Source organism: Sulfobacillus harzensis, assembly GCF_012933365.1.
Classification (GTDB): domain Bacteria; phylum Bacillota; class Sulfobacillia; order Sulfobacillales; family Sulfobacillaceae; genus Sulfobacillus_B; species Sulfobacillus_B harzensis.
Map to the genome: position 1 here is coordinate 1 of NZ_JABBVZ010000015.1, position 13,975 is coordinate 13,975.

A 13,975-nucleotide genomic window follows, 5' to 3' on the forward strand; every position below is an offset into this window, starting at 1 on the left:
CCACCACAACCGTACCAACGGGGGGATTTTTTCCTCAACTGTCAAAGTCCGCCGAAATCACATCTCTACAGGACGCTCCGTTCCGGTTTCGTCCGGGAACACAGTCTGTATACGAGACACTGCTCGGGTGAGTTCGGTGGCAGCGGCCACGTAACGCGCCAGCACCAACATGCTGCCTTTTTCAAGCTGCATACGGCCCCGTAAAATAGCTCCAATCGCCTCGATTCGGCCATCCCGCAGATCGCGCCAGGTCTCGGCATCAGCCTTCACAATATAGGGAACAGCGGCCAAATCCTCCGCCGTGGCCGGACGCGCCTCACGGCACTCGCCATGAAACAGATCGACATAGACAGCCCGTTCCGTGTCGATACCGACACGGGCATCAGGCTCCATGAGCAGGACCATGGGCCACTCCCATGTTCGGCCTGCCTTTTTGTATTTGTCGGTGCGATTCAACTCATCTTTCCAAGCCTTAGCCCACTCCAAGGTAAACACCTCATATCCCATCGTCGACCCTCCCTGTGCCTAGGGATTTCGCGACCATCGTCAAACTTTCCTCCCAAGTGCAAATATCTCGAAAAAGAAATATTGGAATCACGAGTTTCCGCCATTAGGACATAAACCAAGCGATTGGAACAGTCGCCAACAGCTTGGGGAGACGGCAAATCCAGCTAATATAAGGAGAATCTTGGCAGCCACCAGTAAAATATCGTTTCATTGGGCATGGCCTCGTCCCACCCAGCAGATCACCCCCTGATGCGATGCTAAATTGTTTCAGGCGGACGTTAGTGGGCGGAAGTCGTGTGAACGAGAGACGGAGGACATTCATCGTGGCGACGCCAAGTCGGTGTTAATGGTTCTCGCGTTCAGCAGCGGTTTGTTGACCGGCTGCCGGGCCGCTCGACCGGGGCTGGACCGGACGCGGTTGAACTTGGAACTGAGCATCCATTGTAAGCAGCGGCAACTCACGGCTCATATGCACCAGATTAACGGGAGTGGGCCCATTTCGAGCCCGCTCCTTTGGTGCAGCTCTTCAGAATCGCGCGATGCACTACGGCACGCTCCTTGGCCCGGCAACGAGTAGGACACTAGCGTTTGGGGATGAGCCGGCGACGGCGCGCGAATTTCCGCCAACGGATCAGGCGGTGCAACAGCCCACGCCACCAGCGGTACACCCGGGAGACATCGTATGGCATTATTTTTTCCCCGGGGGGATGTGCAACATCCGTCCGTCAAGGTCAAACATGAGGCCGACAAGAAAAGCGCCAAAGCTCATTTCCTGAATGCCAAGCGGTGCGGCCAATTTGCAAAGAGAGCGGGGAATCACTTGTCCACCGCTTGGGCCTTGTCTCTATTGGGACTTTCCACATGAGGCAGGTGCCAATGAAAGACAATGGACAGCACGCGCAGTACAAAAGTCCCTGCCAGCACGACATAGACCTGCCAGGCAACGTGGGGGCTCACCCACCGGAGGCCGATGACGGCCCCGGCCAACAGCGCCCAGATGGCGTAGGTGTCAGATCGCAGAATGAGCGGCTTTCGCTGGGCCAACAGATCGCGGATTACACCTCCGCCGGCGCCAGTCATGGCGGCCGCGACCATCACCGTGCCGGCAGACACGTGGATGCGTTCTGCATACAGAGCACCTTCGACCGCAAACGTCGACAACCCGAGGGCGTCGAAGTACACCATGAGCTTCCAACCCCATTTGAGCAAACGACCAGGAACCACCAGGGTGATCCCCAGGGCCGCCAATACCGCGATGAACGCCCCCGTCTGATGCCAGACCGCTGCAACCGGGATTCCAACAATGAGATTGCGCATCATGCCGCCAGCAAACGCCGTAATGAACCCCAACACAAGGATTCCGAAGATATCATAGTCTTCGTCCATGGCCACGATGGCCCCACTGGCAGCAAACGCCACGCTGCCAACAATGCTAAGTACGTTCAAGATCACGAAAGTCACCTCAAAAAAGGCCCGCACGAGTCCTTGGACGGACTCCCGTCATATGGTGGCGTAAGGTCAATAGCAGATTTTACACGCGACAAGGCTTGGCCCGCCCACCGATCGGTATGATGAGGCATACGCGGATACTGCCCGATGAGGTCATCAGCCCGGCGTGCGTTGGCCACGACGCCCGATATCCATCGGTCAGGAGCCCCGCCCCGCACGGGCGCCTTGGGAAGGCGCCTCGTTACCCACCAAGAGACGCCCACGAGTAACAGGATGTCACAGGACGAGGCGCCTCATCTCTACCGAGGGCTCGTCGCGTTCTAGCGGTAGAGGCTTAAAGAGTATTTAGGGGGGCTCAGACCCCATCGCATCAACTTATCCCATCGGTTCTGGATTCTGTGGGCTGGCCTTCCGTGTAAGCGGCAGGCCGCATCCTTTTGGAACTTGCGCAACCAAGAATGATGCTTACGATTCCTGGGCGAGGACGAACTGATTTCCCTCGGAATCGCGAAAGATGGCTTGTTTCCCGCCCCAGTCGGCGGTCGCCAGCGGCTCAACAAATTCGACTCCCCGGGCCTGCATGTCTTCATACACAGCCTCAATGTCGTCGGCCATCAAAGAAATGCCCGTGAATTGACCAACCCGATGCTCGAATCCCGGCGGGGTAAACAGCACCACGTTGGAGCGACCGCCGGGAAACGCCATTTCAATCCACCGCACGGGCCCATATTGTTGGTCGACGACTACCGTGCATCCGAGCTTGCCTTGATACCAGTCCCGTGCCCGGTCCGAATTGGCCACCGGCACGGTCACAAAGCGGATGGACAGCACGCTGATCTCCCCTAAAGCATCTTAAAGGTGGTCACGCTTTCAGTTAGACCACGGGTTAGCATCAAGCGATACAGCAAAAGGTCGGCCCTAAGGGACAAGAGCGGATGACGAAATGTCATGGGGTGATTTCGCTCCACCACGAAATGCCCCATCCAAGAGCAGCCATAGGCAACAACAAGGGCCGAAACGAGATAAATCCAATTCCAGCTGATAACGGCGAGAAGAATGGAGATGAGGGCCGCGCTAGTGCCTACGAAGTGCCAAAGCCGAGTGGCCAATAGCTCATGCTCTTTAAGATAGTCGAGCCAAAACGCGTAAAACGTGTTTGCGTCAGTCACTGAAATCCCCCTCCTCGAAAGAGATATTCGCGAAACGGCAAATTTTTTCCTCCCCCGACCGTTCGACGGCAAACGATAGCCCCATGGCAAGTGTGCGAAACGAGCCAGAAAGCAGTCTTTATCGCATAGACCCATCAGTCCGGCTACTTGGCCAAAACTCCGTCCCGCCCCAATGGCGTCTCCCGCCAATCCACTAAGTCCAACGGCTGTGGGGGTGGCCACCCCGTTAAGGTCATACTGAGGCTGGATACCCAGGTCCGCCACGCCAGGCGAACTGGCCACGGACATCAGTACCATCCCCAGAGCCTTGACCGACAACGCGAGAGTCAAGGCGCCAATCGTGGCGTCGAACCACCCAAGGCGGCCGCATTGGCATGAAGATCAGGGCGAATCCGTATCAGCGAAAACACATTAGTGGGTCCAAATGCGACATGGCTGAAGGCTCCGATGGCAATCGCCAGCATCCACCCTGGCTGACGCGAAAGCCATTTCCAAGCCTCGTTTAAATCGGACCCGAAGGGATGATCTCGTCACGACGTGTCGTCCACCCGCCCTCGGGCGGGACAATGCAGGCCAAAAAGACCAACGAGGCCAGAAATGCAAGCACGTGATCATCATGGCGGGCGCAGCGCCGATGAAGGCAATCATCACCCCCAAAGGCTTGACCCCACCAATCGGGCAGTTTGCCGGGAGCTATAAAAGACACCATTGGCCCGAACCAAATCTTCGGACGGAACCATGTTGGCGAACACGCCCGTGCGCGATGCCCCGTAGAGCACGTTAACCTTTCCATCCGCCTCGCCCCTACCCACATAACAGGGAGCGGTGCCATGTGAAGAGACATAAGTGCCGCAACGCTGCCGGCCACCGGAGCGGACACCCGTGAGCTCCCATCATCAGCGTGCGGCGATTCACCCGATCTGCCCATCCTAGCGTGCCGTAGCTGAATCTGCCATGATGTGAAAGGAGAGGGGGAAATGGTGAAATGAGACTAGCCCTGAATGGCAGCCAGTCACTGTGGTATGACCTTCACGGAAATGGTGAAGCCGTCATTTTGTTACACTCGGCGTTAGGCGATCACCGGCAGTGGGATCCCCAAATGGAAGCGCTGACGCGGCACTTTCGCGTGGTCCGCTTTGACGCCAGAGGATACGGTCAAAGCGCGGACCCGGAAGAAGCGATTGATCCGACCGACGATCTCATCACGCTCATGAATGAACTGGGCCTTAAGAAAGCCCATCTTGTGGGATCATCCATGGGAGGCACGACCGCGCTACATGCTGCCCTCGTCCACCCCGATCGGGTCGATCGTCTCGTGCTGTTGGGATCGGGTATTTTGGGATTCGAGCCGGAAAACCTGGCCTCGGATGTTCCTGAAACCATTGAGCAAGCCTATGTCAGCGCCCTAGAGTCCCGGGATATTGAGGCGCTCATTGCCGTGGCGGAGCAAATCTGGCTTCAAGGGATTCATGGGCGGCCGGAATCGGTTCCCGAAAAAGCTCGCGCCCTCTTCGAGACCATGAATCAGGAAAGGCTGAGACTTCACCCACCGGATGGACCCGAATATCGGCCCGGCAATGACGTAGACCAGCTAAATCGGCTCGCCGCCCCGCTTTTGATCGTCATCGGAGAATGGGACACCGCTTATTGCCGCCAAGCAGCCGCCACTCTGGCCGAACGAGTTTCGCATCAGATCGTACGATTGCCTGAAACAGCGCACTTTCCCAATCTCACCCAGGCGGAAACCGTTAATCGCCTTTTGCTGGAATTTCTTTCGGGACAAGGAGTTTAAACAAATACGACCAGCTTCATCATGACGAAGCTGGTAAGCGAGGCAAGAAACATCGCCAGCACTTTGGCGATGTTGTTGGCCAGAACATGATTTACAGCGTGCGTTTCCGCAATCCAGGGGGCGATAAAGCCCAGAATGATGTCGTTGACCACCACATTGATCAAGGATTGGATTAAAAAGAGCACCCGCTGCCGCATAGCTCCGGGCCCGCGCCGCCTATGCTGTTGGCGAAACGTCCATCGGCTATTCCAGATGTAGCTGTTGAGGATGGCGGCCCCCACCGCCAAGGTGTTGTAGAATACCAGCCGCTTCACATTATGGGTGGGGGCGACAAAATACAATCCGTTAAAGACGCCCAAATCGATGATGGCGTTGCCGAAACCCACAAACACAAACTTCAGGAGTTGCCATAGCCGCTTCATGCGGTGCTGCCCCGTTGCGCCCCCAACAACTCCTCATACCATCCGACCAATTCTTCCGTCGGCACCCGCCATCCCCAGCGCTCTGCCTCATGACGCGCCCGCCGGGACAATTCCTCCCGCCGTGCGGAGTGCATGAGCTCGTTGACCCGTTGGCCGATGGTCTCAGGGCGATCCACGTGAAACAAGAGACCGGCACCGCTCTGATCAGTCAACTCATGCGTGGGTGAGCTTTCCGCCGCAATGATGGGCAATCCGGATGCCATGGCTTCCAGGAGCACGAGTCCCAACGTGTCCGTAGTCGAAGGAAAGACAAACACATCAGCCGACGCGTAAGCCGTGGCCAATTCTTCGCCGTGTAACGTGCCGACAAAGGTCGTGGGCGTTCCCTGGAACAAATTTTCCAGGCTTGGCCGAGCCGGACCGTCGCCAACAAACGCCAGGTGTAGATCCGGGTTGGCGCCAAACAACGCGGTCAACCGGTCGAGGCCTTTTTCGGCCGCTACGCGCCCAACGGACAAGGCAATCATCCGCTCCGGGTGGCCCCCGGTAAGACGACGACGCATAGCCTCTGAGCGTTTGGCGGGATGATACAAGTCCAAGTCTACGCCTCGAGCCCACACCCGCACATTGCGAATCCCTTCCTGCACCAGTTCACGACGGACCGTTTCAGACGTCGCTAGGTTTAGATCGGCCCGATTGTGCAGGGCGCGCAGACACGCCCAAATGGCAGGCTTGGTGAACCCGAGGTGATAGAATTCGGCGTATTGCGCAATGTTGGTATGATACGACGCAACCAGAGGGCGCCCCTGGGACACCGCCGAAAAAACGCCGCCCCAGCCAATCACGAAAGGGTTCACCGCGTGCACAATGTCGGGGTCGAATTCCCGGATGTAATGCCCGATCCGAGGCAAGGGCATTCCCCATGGCTTGCCGCCATAAATAAAGCCCACGCTGACATTGGGCACGTCGCGCACCGGAATGCCCTCAAATACGGGATCGCCACCTCGCGGAGCGATCACCAACAGCTCGTGGCCCATCTTCTTGAGTTCCCGCAACGTCGCCGTAAGACGAGTCACAACGCCGTCCGTTGACGGCCACCAGGTTTCCGTAACAAAGGCAATTCTCATCGTTGACAGCCTGTCCTCCATACGTGCAACCATCTGATCAAACGTAGACCAGGTATTAAAAACCAGCCTAGTATAACATAGCTTTCCGGTGTCTCTCCACTCCGTATAATATCACCAGATGCTCTCGGAAATTTTTCCATAGATTGGAACGGCCTTTCCTCTGGAAGCAGAATGTGTCAAAATGGTAGGACGAAAAAGATGGAGGAGGCGAAGCAAAATGGACGATCGAACTTGGGATCGGGTTAGCGGTCTATTGATAGGAGCGGCGGTAGGTTTCCTCGCTGGCATTCTGTTGGCACCCTCGTCTGGCACCGAAACGCGTGAAACGTTGAAGAAAAAGACCCAGGGCACGCTGGATCAGGTCACGGGAAGCGTACGCGATATTCGCGAGAACCTGACGAAAAAAGGACAGGACTTGTGGCGTCGGGGTATGACGGAAATTTCCCTGGACGATGACGACGCGCTGCCGAATAACGACGAAGGTCACGGCGCATGAGTCCAGCAACCGCTCTCACCATCATCGCCATCGCTATGGCGGTGCTGGCGGTCATTGCGATCTTGGCGGTCATCTTCCTTTTGCGCCTGGTCATTCACCTGATTGCCTTCGAGCAAACTTTAGGTGATGAGCTGGCGGAGCTGAGGAGCTTGGTGTCCAATTTGCGTGAGACAACCGAGCGCGTCAGCCATACCGTCCATGATGTGCAAATCGCCGCCCGCCGTGTTGGCGGAGCGGTGGGAGCGATTGCCTCGTTGTTCATGGGGCGGAATACCCGAGCAACGCGCCTCAAGTCTCGCCCCTGGTGGGTTACCGGCGCTGCCTTGGGATGGACGCTGATTAAGCGACGCCGACAAAAGAAGGCGAAACAGCCCAAGTCGACTGTGCCCGCCCCCAAAGACACCTCTCTCCCCTTATAACGAACCGTACGAGACGAGAAGCCGGCTGCCCAGATGCGGTCGGCTTCTCTGATATTGATATTAGGCGAATTGGAACACCGTGTTGGCCATCACATTCCACATCCAGCTCTCGTGCAAAATCTCGATGGAATCGGGTGTTCCGGCCGCCCCCATGGCATAAAAAAGGGGTGCGAAATGTTCCTGACCGTTTTGCGGAACAGCCAGCCGAGCATGAGGTGCCTGGTGTTCATAGTCAAACAATGCCTCCAGATCCCACTGAGACAACTTGTCATCCAGCCATCGCTGAAAAGCTTTCACCGCCGCCTGCAATTCCCGGCTATGACCCATCCCGAGAATCTGGAAATTATGGACGGTCACGCCACTGCCGATAATCAAGATATCGTGGTCACGAAGCGGGGCCAGCGCCTGGCCAATGGCAAATTGCTCGCGCGGCGAAAGTCGGGCATTTACCGACATCGCCACCACCGGAACACTGGCCTCGGGAAACAGTCGCTTTAAGAGCGTCCATGCCCCGTGATCCAACCCCCGAGAACGGTCTCGTTCCGCGGCAATATTGGCTTGGGCTAAGAGATTCTGTATCTCCTCAGCCAATGCCGGATCGCCTGGGGCAGGATAGACAACCCGGTAGAGTTCATCCGGAAAACCGCCAAAATCGTAAATCGTAGTGTATTGGGAGACGGCACTCACCTGTTGAACCGGACTCTCCCAGTGGGCAGAAAAGATCACCACCGCCCGAGGGTGTTCCAAACGGCGTCCCAATTGATCCAAGAATTCGCCATATGGGCTTTCTTCAATCGCAATCATGGGCGAGCCGTGAGCGATGAATAACGATGGTCGCATCCGTTTCCCCTCTTTTATTTGTTAGCGCTACTTGTTAGCGCTCTAAGTACTGCCTGACCGCATCCTGATGAGTGCTAAAAGCCAGGCTGGGGAGCCGATCAAGGTCAAACCACATTGCCTCCAGCGCATCGCTTCCTGCTTGAAGTTCCCCATTGACGCGGTGCGCGACGAAAAATGTGATGATGGTTTCAAAGCTAGGGGTTGACCAGGTCCCAATCTCCCCATCTAGCGCAATCGTGAGCGCCGTTTCCTCCTGTGCCTCGCGGATCATGGCCTGCTCAATTGATTCTCCCGCTTCAATGCCACCGCCGGGAAGCGTCCATTGACCTTCTTCCGGAGGATAACGACGCCGAACCAGCGCCACCCGACCTTGATGGGACGACTCGCGAATTATTGCCGCGACAGCCGGCAATGGGCGTTCCCAATACACAAATCCACACTGAGGACAGTAACGGCGTGTTTTTCCGTCCCAGGCATGATTGGTGAGATCCCCACGGCACAGCGGGCAATACTTCCAAGCCCGGGGTGGCGCATGGCGCCATTGCACAAAGGCGTTTTCATCCGTGTCGGCCATTTGTCTCGCCTCCGTGCCCTAAGCATACCGCATCGCCAAGGACCCGGTTCAGCTTTCTTGCCAGATTTGACAAATGGCGCCGGTGCGCTTAATTCGCAGGGACAGCGTTTCAAGCACCCGGAAGATATGGTTCATGCGTGTTGACTCCACGAAGGCCACATTCAAGTCCAATCCCACCGCCAAATCCATATTCTCGGCGCCTGGGGCCAAGACCAGCACCGTGTCATCGGGAACCAGGGGTGACTGAAAGACCCCTCCCTGTACTAAACGTTCAATCTGCTCGACCTCCAGAACCCCGCTGTTGCCGAAGAGGCGGTTCCAGGCGGCATAGACCGTCACCCCGGCTACCACCGAAAATGGCGGCATGAAGCCGGCGGATGTCAGATGACTCACGGCCCGAACCACGTCTTGAAACCCCTGACCGGGCTCGTCCCAGCCCTGGCTGGGCAACACATGCCGACCTTCCACGGTCAACAACCCATCCAGCTTCTGATCCGGCAATCCGTGAAAAATGACATGGTCCTCCGCCAGAGCCACAAAGCTGGCGGCCGCTTCCGCCTTAGACCAATCCAACTGGCTGCCGGTCGACCGGGCTTGCTCAAGGTCTCGCCAATCCAATACAAAATCCTTGGAAAGAACCGGTACGCGTTGGTATAGACGGGACTCCGGGACTTCATCCTCGGCTTCACCCTGCATCGTAACCTGTGCCAAGTCCCACGATGGGGTCCGATCCACCTGGATAACCTGAATGCCCACTCCCACGGGCCCGAACAACGGCAAAAAGCGACGCCCTACCAGTTGCCGGCGGGCGACCCGCGTGACGGCCTCTGTCACTTCGGCCCATTCCTTCTCATTGATTGGGGCTTCTCCCCGATTAAGCACATCCACTACCGAAGACCTCCCTTCGCCGTCGACCCGACCGTCCATCCGGTATCCGGCGCGCTAACAAGCTGGTATTCCTCGTGAGCAATGAGCCGATCGATCAGTGGCACCAGGCTTTTCATCTCCGACTCCGCCCAACCGCGAAGATCGCGATATAGGCTAAGCTCATCCTCGCGGTCGGCCTCTTTGAGGCTGAATCGGGGCCGCCCGCCTAAGTCCGCCATGGTCTCCGCCACCAGGCTCAAGTGCTTCATCTCATCGATGGCCCGATCCTCAGCATTGAGTCCCACATGCCGTAGGTGCGTCGTAAGAAAGCTATCCAACAGATGCCGCAGTATTTCTTGATATTCTTTAGCCACCAGAATTTGAAAACGCTCGGCACGTTCCCCAGTCAACGCGTCTTCCCCACTGGCCTCACAATCGGCATCCTTCCAGGTCTCCCTAAGATGAATAAATTGACGGCGATGGTCGCGCTCGTCCACGACAATCCGCCCAATTAAGCCTTGCACCCGCTCATCCGCAATGACCCGTTGATGGGCGAGATACTGGGAAATCGCCTCTTCCTCAGCATCAATATCGTAATTGAGCGCCTCCAACCCGCTGAACGCTGTGAGCGTCTCTCGCGGTGTCATGTCCGGAACCCCGCCTAAGGCAACAATCGTGTGCGCGAGCCATTTGAAATGACGCATCTCATCCCGAGAAATCGCCTCTATCACCGGCCCAAATTGGCGCACCACCGTCCAGGCGTGAGTCAGATAATGCACGATCGCTTGGTGTTAGCCCATCAAGTCGGCATTTAACAAATGAACTTGCTCTTGGCGGTCATAGACCATACCGATGGATGCCCCCTTTAGACGACGCTAGTATGCCGAAAGGAGACGGGGAAAATTACCTGGGTCAGGATGTGGGTTCGTCTTCGATACGCGCCTTCAATTGCGTGAGTTCCCGGCCCATGTTTTGCATCTCCGTTTCGGCCATGGTCAAGAATTTCTCCAATTCCTGATGGCGTTCCTGATCAATCTCCATCAGGTGACGAACCTCATTATATAAATCGAGCGTTCGGTCCAATTCTTGTCGAAGTCCGTGCATGCGCTCTTCCATCGCCTGCCGTTCGCGCTGTTCACGCACCGGTCCAATCAGGGGCTGTACCAATTGCATCACAATGGGGTCATCCGAAGAAAGACGAATCTCAATATCGGCGCGGATAGCACGGGCAGCCTGTATCCAAGCCACGGGATCCGGAACCGGGACCCCACGAATAAACCCCTGCCAGGGTGAAATGGGGAGTTCAATGCGACGATGGGCGGAGATACTCATGCCGAGTTCCGCATCGGTACGCAAACTATCTACAAAGCGCACCCGGGTGGGATCCGCCATGAGATAGCCCAAAACCATCTGCAAGATGGGCACCTGGCCCGTCAACCGGCCAAGATAGATAAGCAGTTTATCGGTCTCTTCACGCATAGTCCAACCATACCGCTGGCGATGTCCCATTGCAACGGGAACTCCCTGGCGCCTGGCAATTTTTCTCGCCCGCGCCGCGGATTTCCATGCGCAGGACCACAAAATTGTACTAAGATGATGGGTACCAACCCTTCAGTCTTGGTGATTCAGCATAATTTTATGCGGGACACTTGGGAAGGGTCGGCTTTAACGGAAATGGTTGGGCATAATATGGGTAATCCAGGGCGCGGAAATCTTTTTCCAAGCGCCTTACGGAAGGAAATCGGGGTTAAAGAGCGAATAATATGATACGGCTGACAACTGCTCACATCCACAGTGGTTGTTCCATATACTGGAGGTAACAACCGAGCCGTATTGCACGTTACTCGGAGAAAGGAGCGGACGGCCATGAAGACACTCACTGAAGGGGAAATTCGCGCACTAATCCACCTCTTGGGAGACGATGATATCAAGACCGCCCAAATTGCGCGAAAGACGCTAATTGAGGCCCGGAGCCAGGCCGAACCGTTTTTGGAAGAAGCACGAACCTCTCCTGATCCGCACGTGCGCACCCGAGTATATAGCATATTGGAACGACTGCGCCTTGACGAGTTGGGCCGCCGCTTTTCCCGGTTCTGCGAAATGCCTTCGGCGTGGATTGACTTGGAAGAAGGCGCCTTTCTCATTGCTGAGGCGGGCTATCCGAGCCTTAACCGTGCTCATTACCGTACCATGTTGGATGACATGGCCGCCGATTTCCGACGCCGCACTGATCGCAGCACCATGGGTCGGGGCCGCGAACTGATCGAAGCCTTCAACCAGTACTTCTTTGAGGATCTGGGCTTTGCCGGAAATCAGGACGGGTACTATGACCCGGACAACAGCTACATTAACCAGGTCTTGGACCGGCGCTTGGGCATTCCCATCAGTCTGTCCGCGGTCTATCTCCTGATTGCGCGGCGGTTGCGCATCCCTGTGGTCGGAATTGGCATGCCGGGCCACTTCCTTCTTCAATACAACGATAGCCTGTTTATCGATCCCTTCCATAAGGGACGGCTGTTAAACCGGGGCGAATGCGTTCAGTTCCTCATGAACAATGGGTTCGGATTTCATCCAGCCTATTTAAGCCCAACGCCCACCCGCTTCATGTTGGTGCGCATGCTCACCAATCTCATCCAAATTTACAGTACCCAAGATCCGGATCGCGCCGATTCCCTCACAGGATTCCGCGACATGCTGACCCACTCGTATGCCAAAGTCTGACGACCCATCGCAAAGAACCCCGTCGTCGGCGGTTTTGCAAGGAGCGCTGGCGGTCGGGGTTCTCTCTGTGTCTTCCGCTGCCGTGTTGATTCGGTTGGCCCATACCGCTCCGGCGGCCATTGCCTTTTGGCGCCTAGTGCTGGCGCTGGTTTTGCTCTCCCCCGGAATTTGGAGCCAAAGACGCCGCGTGCGCGAGGTGTCAGCCCAAACCGGCCCGATCGCGCTCTCGGGCATCTTTTTGGCCCTCCACTTCCTGTTCTGGATTAAGTCCCTTAGCCTTATCCCAGTGGCCGCATCCACGGCCTTGGTGTCGTGCCACCCTATTTTCGTCGCGACGTACGAACGTTTGGTCAAAAAGCGGCGACTGGCACCGGCCACACTCGCAGGCGGGACGATTATCTTAGGAGGGCTGGCCCTGGTCACGGGCAGCGCCCACTTTCATGTACAAAGTCTGATCGGCATGGCGGAGGCGTTGTTGGGCGCCCTCTTTGCGGCTGGATATCTCATCATCGGTCAACAGGTGCGAAAAACGTTGGACACAACCTTATATGCGCCTGCCGTGTATCTGGCAGCGGCCATGCTTCTGGGCACCTTTCAACTTACGAAGGCGCACACGTTAGGGCCCATCACCCTTCGCATCGGCATCATCTATGGTTTGCTAGCCCTACTTCCTACGCTCGGTGGACATACTTTGTTCAACTGGATCCTAAAGTACCTTCCCGCCACCACCGTGTCGCTTGCCTTTTTAGGGGAAATTGCCGGTTCCGCCATTTTGGCTTGGCTTATCCTTGGACAGGCCCCCAGTAGTTGGGCCCTCGCGGGGATCCTGGCCATCTCCGGAGGGCTCGTCATTGTCGTCTTGGGCCTTACGCCAACCCCAGGTGCGACAAGACCGCTTCCACCGGACCCCACGGGGTACCCGGAGGAAGGGTAGCCTCTTCCTCGGCCGTTGGCTTCTGGTCGCGAACCCAATATGCGGCCATTCCCGCCGACCGGGCAGGAATAATGTCCTCCACCAAGTCGTTGCCCACCATCAGCCATGCCTGTGGTGGAACGCCTAACGCGTCGGCTGCTTCTTCATAATATCCGGGTTGCGGCTTGGTGGCGTGCACCACCTCAAATGCCGTGCGCCAATCAAAAGGGAATCCTTCCAATCCGGCCCAGCGGAGGCGCTCATCGATGGCCGCCTTGGGAAACAGCGCGCTGGTCAACAACGCCACCTGATACCCCGCCGCCTTTAACTGCGACAGCATCCCCATAGCCCCATATACAGGGCGCGCCAAGGAGCGAAGCCGGGGGAAAATCTCCTCATAAAAGGCTGTTAACGGACCCTCAATTTGGTTTCGCGTGAGAGAGGCGCGCTCCGAGAACTGCCGAAAGAAAAAGTCCTGCAAGGACTCCTCATCGCGCATCTTCGCCATCATCTGGTTCGTCACCTCGAGAAAATGGCCTGAAAGCGGTTCAGACAACGCGAGCGCAGCCCGAAGGGTCTCATCGAGCAATCTCACATATTCGGGAACAAATGTGGGATCAAGCCGAATCAAGGTGTCGTCCAAGTCAAACGCCACCACGCGGATGTCATGGTTCATGCT

At 56.7% G+C, this 13,975-nt stretch carries 17 protein-coding genes; 5 read left to right on the forward strand and 12 right to left on the reverse strand.

The features are described from left to right. Nucleotides 1-57 precede the first annotated feature (57 nt). The 4 genes from HIJ39_RS06260 to HIJ39_RS24560 form a co-directional block, all read right to left on the reverse strand. Complete coding sequence (locus tag HIJ39_RS06260) at nucleotides 58-507, reverse strand: SCP2 sterol-binding domain-containing protein (protein WP_207711512.1); 450 nt, start codon at nucleotides 505-507, stop codon at nucleotides 58-60. An 816-nt stretch (nucleotides 508-1,323) separates the two neighbouring features. Continuing rightward, nucleotides 1,324-1,959 (reverse strand): TRIC cation channel family protein, encoded by a 636-nt coding sequence (locus HIJ39_RS06265; protein WP_169097836.1) that lies wholly within the window; start codon nucleotides 1,957-1,959, stop codon nucleotides 1,324-1,326. Nucleotides 1,960-2,421: 462 nt separating this feature from the next. Beyond that, on the reverse strand, nucleotides 2,422-2,787 hold the full coding sequence (locus HIJ39_RS06270; protein ID WP_169097838.1) for a VOC family protein: 366 nt from the start codon (nucleotides 2,785-2,787) through the stop codon (nucleotides 2,422-2,424). 11 nt (nucleotides 2,788-2,798) lie between these two features. Continuing rightward, nucleotides 2,799-3,125, reverse strand: a complete 327-nt coding sequence (locus HIJ39_RS24560; protein WP_338055101.1) for an Mpo1-like protein — start codon at nucleotides 3,123-3,125, stop codon at nucleotides 2,799-2,801. A 985-nt stretch (nucleotides 3,126-4,110) separates the two neighbouring features. Between HIJ39_RS24560 and HIJ39_RS06280 the strand changes: the two genes are divergently transcribed. Then, nucleotides 4,111-4,917 (forward strand): alpha/beta fold hydrolase, encoded by an 807-nt coding sequence (locus HIJ39_RS06280; RefSeq protein ID WP_169097840.1) that lies wholly within the window; start codon nucleotides 4,111-4,113, stop codon nucleotides 4,915-4,917. Here the strand turns inward: HIJ39_RS06280 and HIJ39_RS06285 are convergent. Both HIJ39_RS06285 and HIJ39_RS06290 read right to left on the reverse strand, forming a co-directional pair. Further along, the gene (locus tag HIJ39_RS06285; protein ID WP_169097842.1) at nucleotides 4,914-5,339 is read right to left on the reverse strand and encodes a GtrA family protein; all 426 of its coding nucleotides are present in this window, start codon (nucleotides 5,337-5,339) and stop codon (nucleotides 4,914-4,916) included. The genes HIJ39_RS06280 and HIJ39_RS06285 overlap by 4 nt on opposite strands. Beyond that, entirely contained in the window at nucleotides 5,336-6,466 is a 1,131-nt protein-coding gene (locus HIJ39_RS06290) for a glycosyltransferase family 4 protein (protein ID WP_169097844.1), read from the reverse strand. The genes HIJ39_RS06285 and HIJ39_RS06290 overlap by 4 nt, the downstream gene beginning before the upstream one ends. A 217-nt stretch (nucleotides 6,467-6,683) precedes the next feature. Here HIJ39_RS06290 and HIJ39_RS06295 point away from each other — a divergent pair, with 217 nt between their 5' ends. Next, entirely contained in the window at nucleotides 6,684-6,962 is a 279-nt protein-coding gene (locus HIJ39_RS06295; RefSeq protein WP_169097846.1) for a YtxH domain-containing protein, read from the forward strand. Next, a complete protein-coding gene (locus HIJ39_RS06300) occupies nucleotides 6,959-7,381 on the forward strand; it encodes a hypothetical protein (RefSeq protein ID WP_169097848.1) in 423 nt (140 codons plus the stop codon). Before HIJ39_RS06295 ends, HIJ39_RS06300 begins: the two co-directional genes overlap by 4 nt. Nucleotides 7,382-7,441: 60 nt before the next feature. Here the strand turns inward: HIJ39_RS06300 and HIJ39_RS06305 are convergent, their stop codons facing one another. The 5 genes from HIJ39_RS06305 to HIJ39_RS06325 form a co-directional block, all read right to left on the reverse strand. Beyond that, nucleotides 7,442-8,221: a DODA-type extradiol aromatic ring-opening family dioxygenase gene (locus HIJ39_RS06305; RefSeq protein ID WP_169097850.1), complete on the reverse strand. Its 780-nt coding sequence runs from the start codon at nucleotides 8,219-8,221 to the stop codon at nucleotides 7,442-7,444. A gap of 34 nt (nucleotides 8,222-8,255) precedes the next feature. Further along, a complete protein-coding gene (locus HIJ39_RS06310; protein ID WP_207711513.1) occupies nucleotides 8,256-8,795 on the reverse strand; it encodes an NUDIX hydrolase in 540 nt (179 codons plus the stop codon). Nucleotides 8,796-8,843: 48 nt separating this feature from the next. Then, on the reverse strand, nucleotides 8,844-9,683 hold the full coding sequence (locus HIJ39_RS06315; protein ID WP_169097852.1) for a family 1 encapsulin nanocompartment shell protein: 840 nt from the start codon (nucleotides 9,681-9,683) through the stop codon (nucleotides 8,844-8,846). After that, nucleotides 9,683-10,441 carry a ferritin-like domain-containing protein gene (locus tag HIJ39_RS06320; RefSeq protein ID WP_169097853.1) on the reverse strand — a complete coding sequence of 253 codons (759 nt, stop codon included), beginning with the start codon at nucleotides 10,439-10,441 and terminating at the stop codon, nucleotides 9,683-9,685. Before HIJ39_RS06320 ends, HIJ39_RS06315 begins: the two co-directional genes overlap by 1 nt. Before the next feature lie 133 nt (nucleotides 10,442-10,574). Beyond that, nucleotides 10,575-11,171: a hypothetical protein gene (locus HIJ39_RS06325; RefSeq protein WP_243239390.1), complete on the reverse strand. Its 597-nt coding sequence runs from the start codon at nucleotides 11,169-11,171 to the stop codon at nucleotides 10,575-10,577. Between the two features lie 357 nt (nucleotides 11,172-11,528). Here HIJ39_RS06325 and HIJ39_RS06330 point away from each other — a divergent pair, with 357 nt between their 5' ends. Both HIJ39_RS06330 and HIJ39_RS06335 read left to right on the forward strand, forming a co-directional pair. Further along, entirely contained in the window at nucleotides 11,529-12,383 is an 855-nt protein-coding gene (locus HIJ39_RS06330; RefSeq protein WP_169097854.1) for a SirB1 family protein, read from the forward strand. Next, nucleotides 12,370-13,317, forward strand: a complete 948-nt coding sequence (locus tag HIJ39_RS06335; RefSeq protein ID WP_169097855.1) for a DMT family transporter — start codon at nucleotides 12,370-12,372, stop codon at nucleotides 13,315-13,317. Before HIJ39_RS06330 ends, HIJ39_RS06335 begins: the two co-directional genes overlap by 14 nt. Here the strand turns inward: HIJ39_RS06335 and HIJ39_RS06340 are convergent. After that, complete coding sequence (locus HIJ39_RS06340; protein ID WP_169097856.1) at nucleotides 13,250-13,972, reverse strand: HAD family hydrolase; 723 nt, start codon at nucleotides 13,970-13,972, stop codon at nucleotides 13,250-13,252. The genes HIJ39_RS06335 and HIJ39_RS06340 overlap by 68 nt on opposite strands. Nucleotides 13,973-13,975: the final 3 nt, after the last annotated feature.

What these genes read in the sequence shown, in the direction of transcription:
- HIJ39_RS06260 (WP_207711512.1), bottom strand. Translation starts at nt 507, where the DNA reads ATGGGATATGAGGTGTTTACCTTGGAGTGGGCTAAGGCTTGGAAAGAT.
- HIJ39_RS06280 (WP_169097840.1), top strand. Translation starts at nt 4,111, where the DNA reads ATGAGACTAGCCCTGAATGGCAGCCAGTCACTGTGGTATGACCTTCAC.
- HIJ39_RS06285 (WP_169097842.1), bottom strand. Translation starts at nt 5,339, where the DNA reads ATGAAGCGGCTATGGCAACTCCTGAAGTTTGTGTTTGTGGGTTTCGGC.
- HIJ39_RS06290 (WP_169097844.1), bottom strand. Translation starts at nt 6,466, where the DNA reads ATGAGAATTGCCTTTGTTACGGAAACCTGGTGGCCGTCAACGGACGGC.
- HIJ39_RS06295 (WP_169097846.1), top strand. Translation starts at nt 6,684, where the DNA reads ATGGACGATCGAACTTGGGATCGGGTTAGCGGTCTATTGATAGGAGCG.
- HIJ39_RS06300 (WP_169097848.1), top strand. Translation starts at nt 6,959, where the DNA reads ATGAGTCCAGCAACCGCTCTCACCATCATCGCCATCGCTATGGCGGTG.
- HIJ39_RS06305 (WP_169097850.1), bottom strand. Translation starts at nt 8,221, where the DNA reads ATGCGACCATCGTTATTCATCGCTCACGGCTCGCCCATGATTGCGATT.
- HIJ39_RS06310 (WP_207711513.1), bottom strand. Translation starts at nt 8,795, where the DNA reads ATGGCCGACACGGATGAAAACGCCTTTGTGCAATGGCGCCATGCGCCA.
- HIJ39_RS06325 (WP_243239390.1), bottom strand. Translation starts at nt 11,171, where the DNA reads ATGGGACATCGCCAGCGGTATGGTTGGACTATGCGTGAAGAGACCGAT.
- HIJ39_RS06330 (WP_169097854.1), top strand. Translation starts at nt 11,529, where the DNA reads ATGAAGACACTCACTGAAGGGGAAATTCGCGCACTAATCCACCTCTTG.
- HIJ39_RS06335 (WP_169097855.1), top strand. Translation starts at nt 12,370, where the DNA reads ATGCCAAAGTCTGACGACCCATCGCAAAGAACCCCGTCGTCGGCGGTT.
- HIJ39_RS06340 (WP_169097856.1), bottom strand. Translation starts at nt 13,972, where the DNA reads ATGAACCATGACATCCGCGTGGTGGCGTTTGACTTGGACGACACCTTG.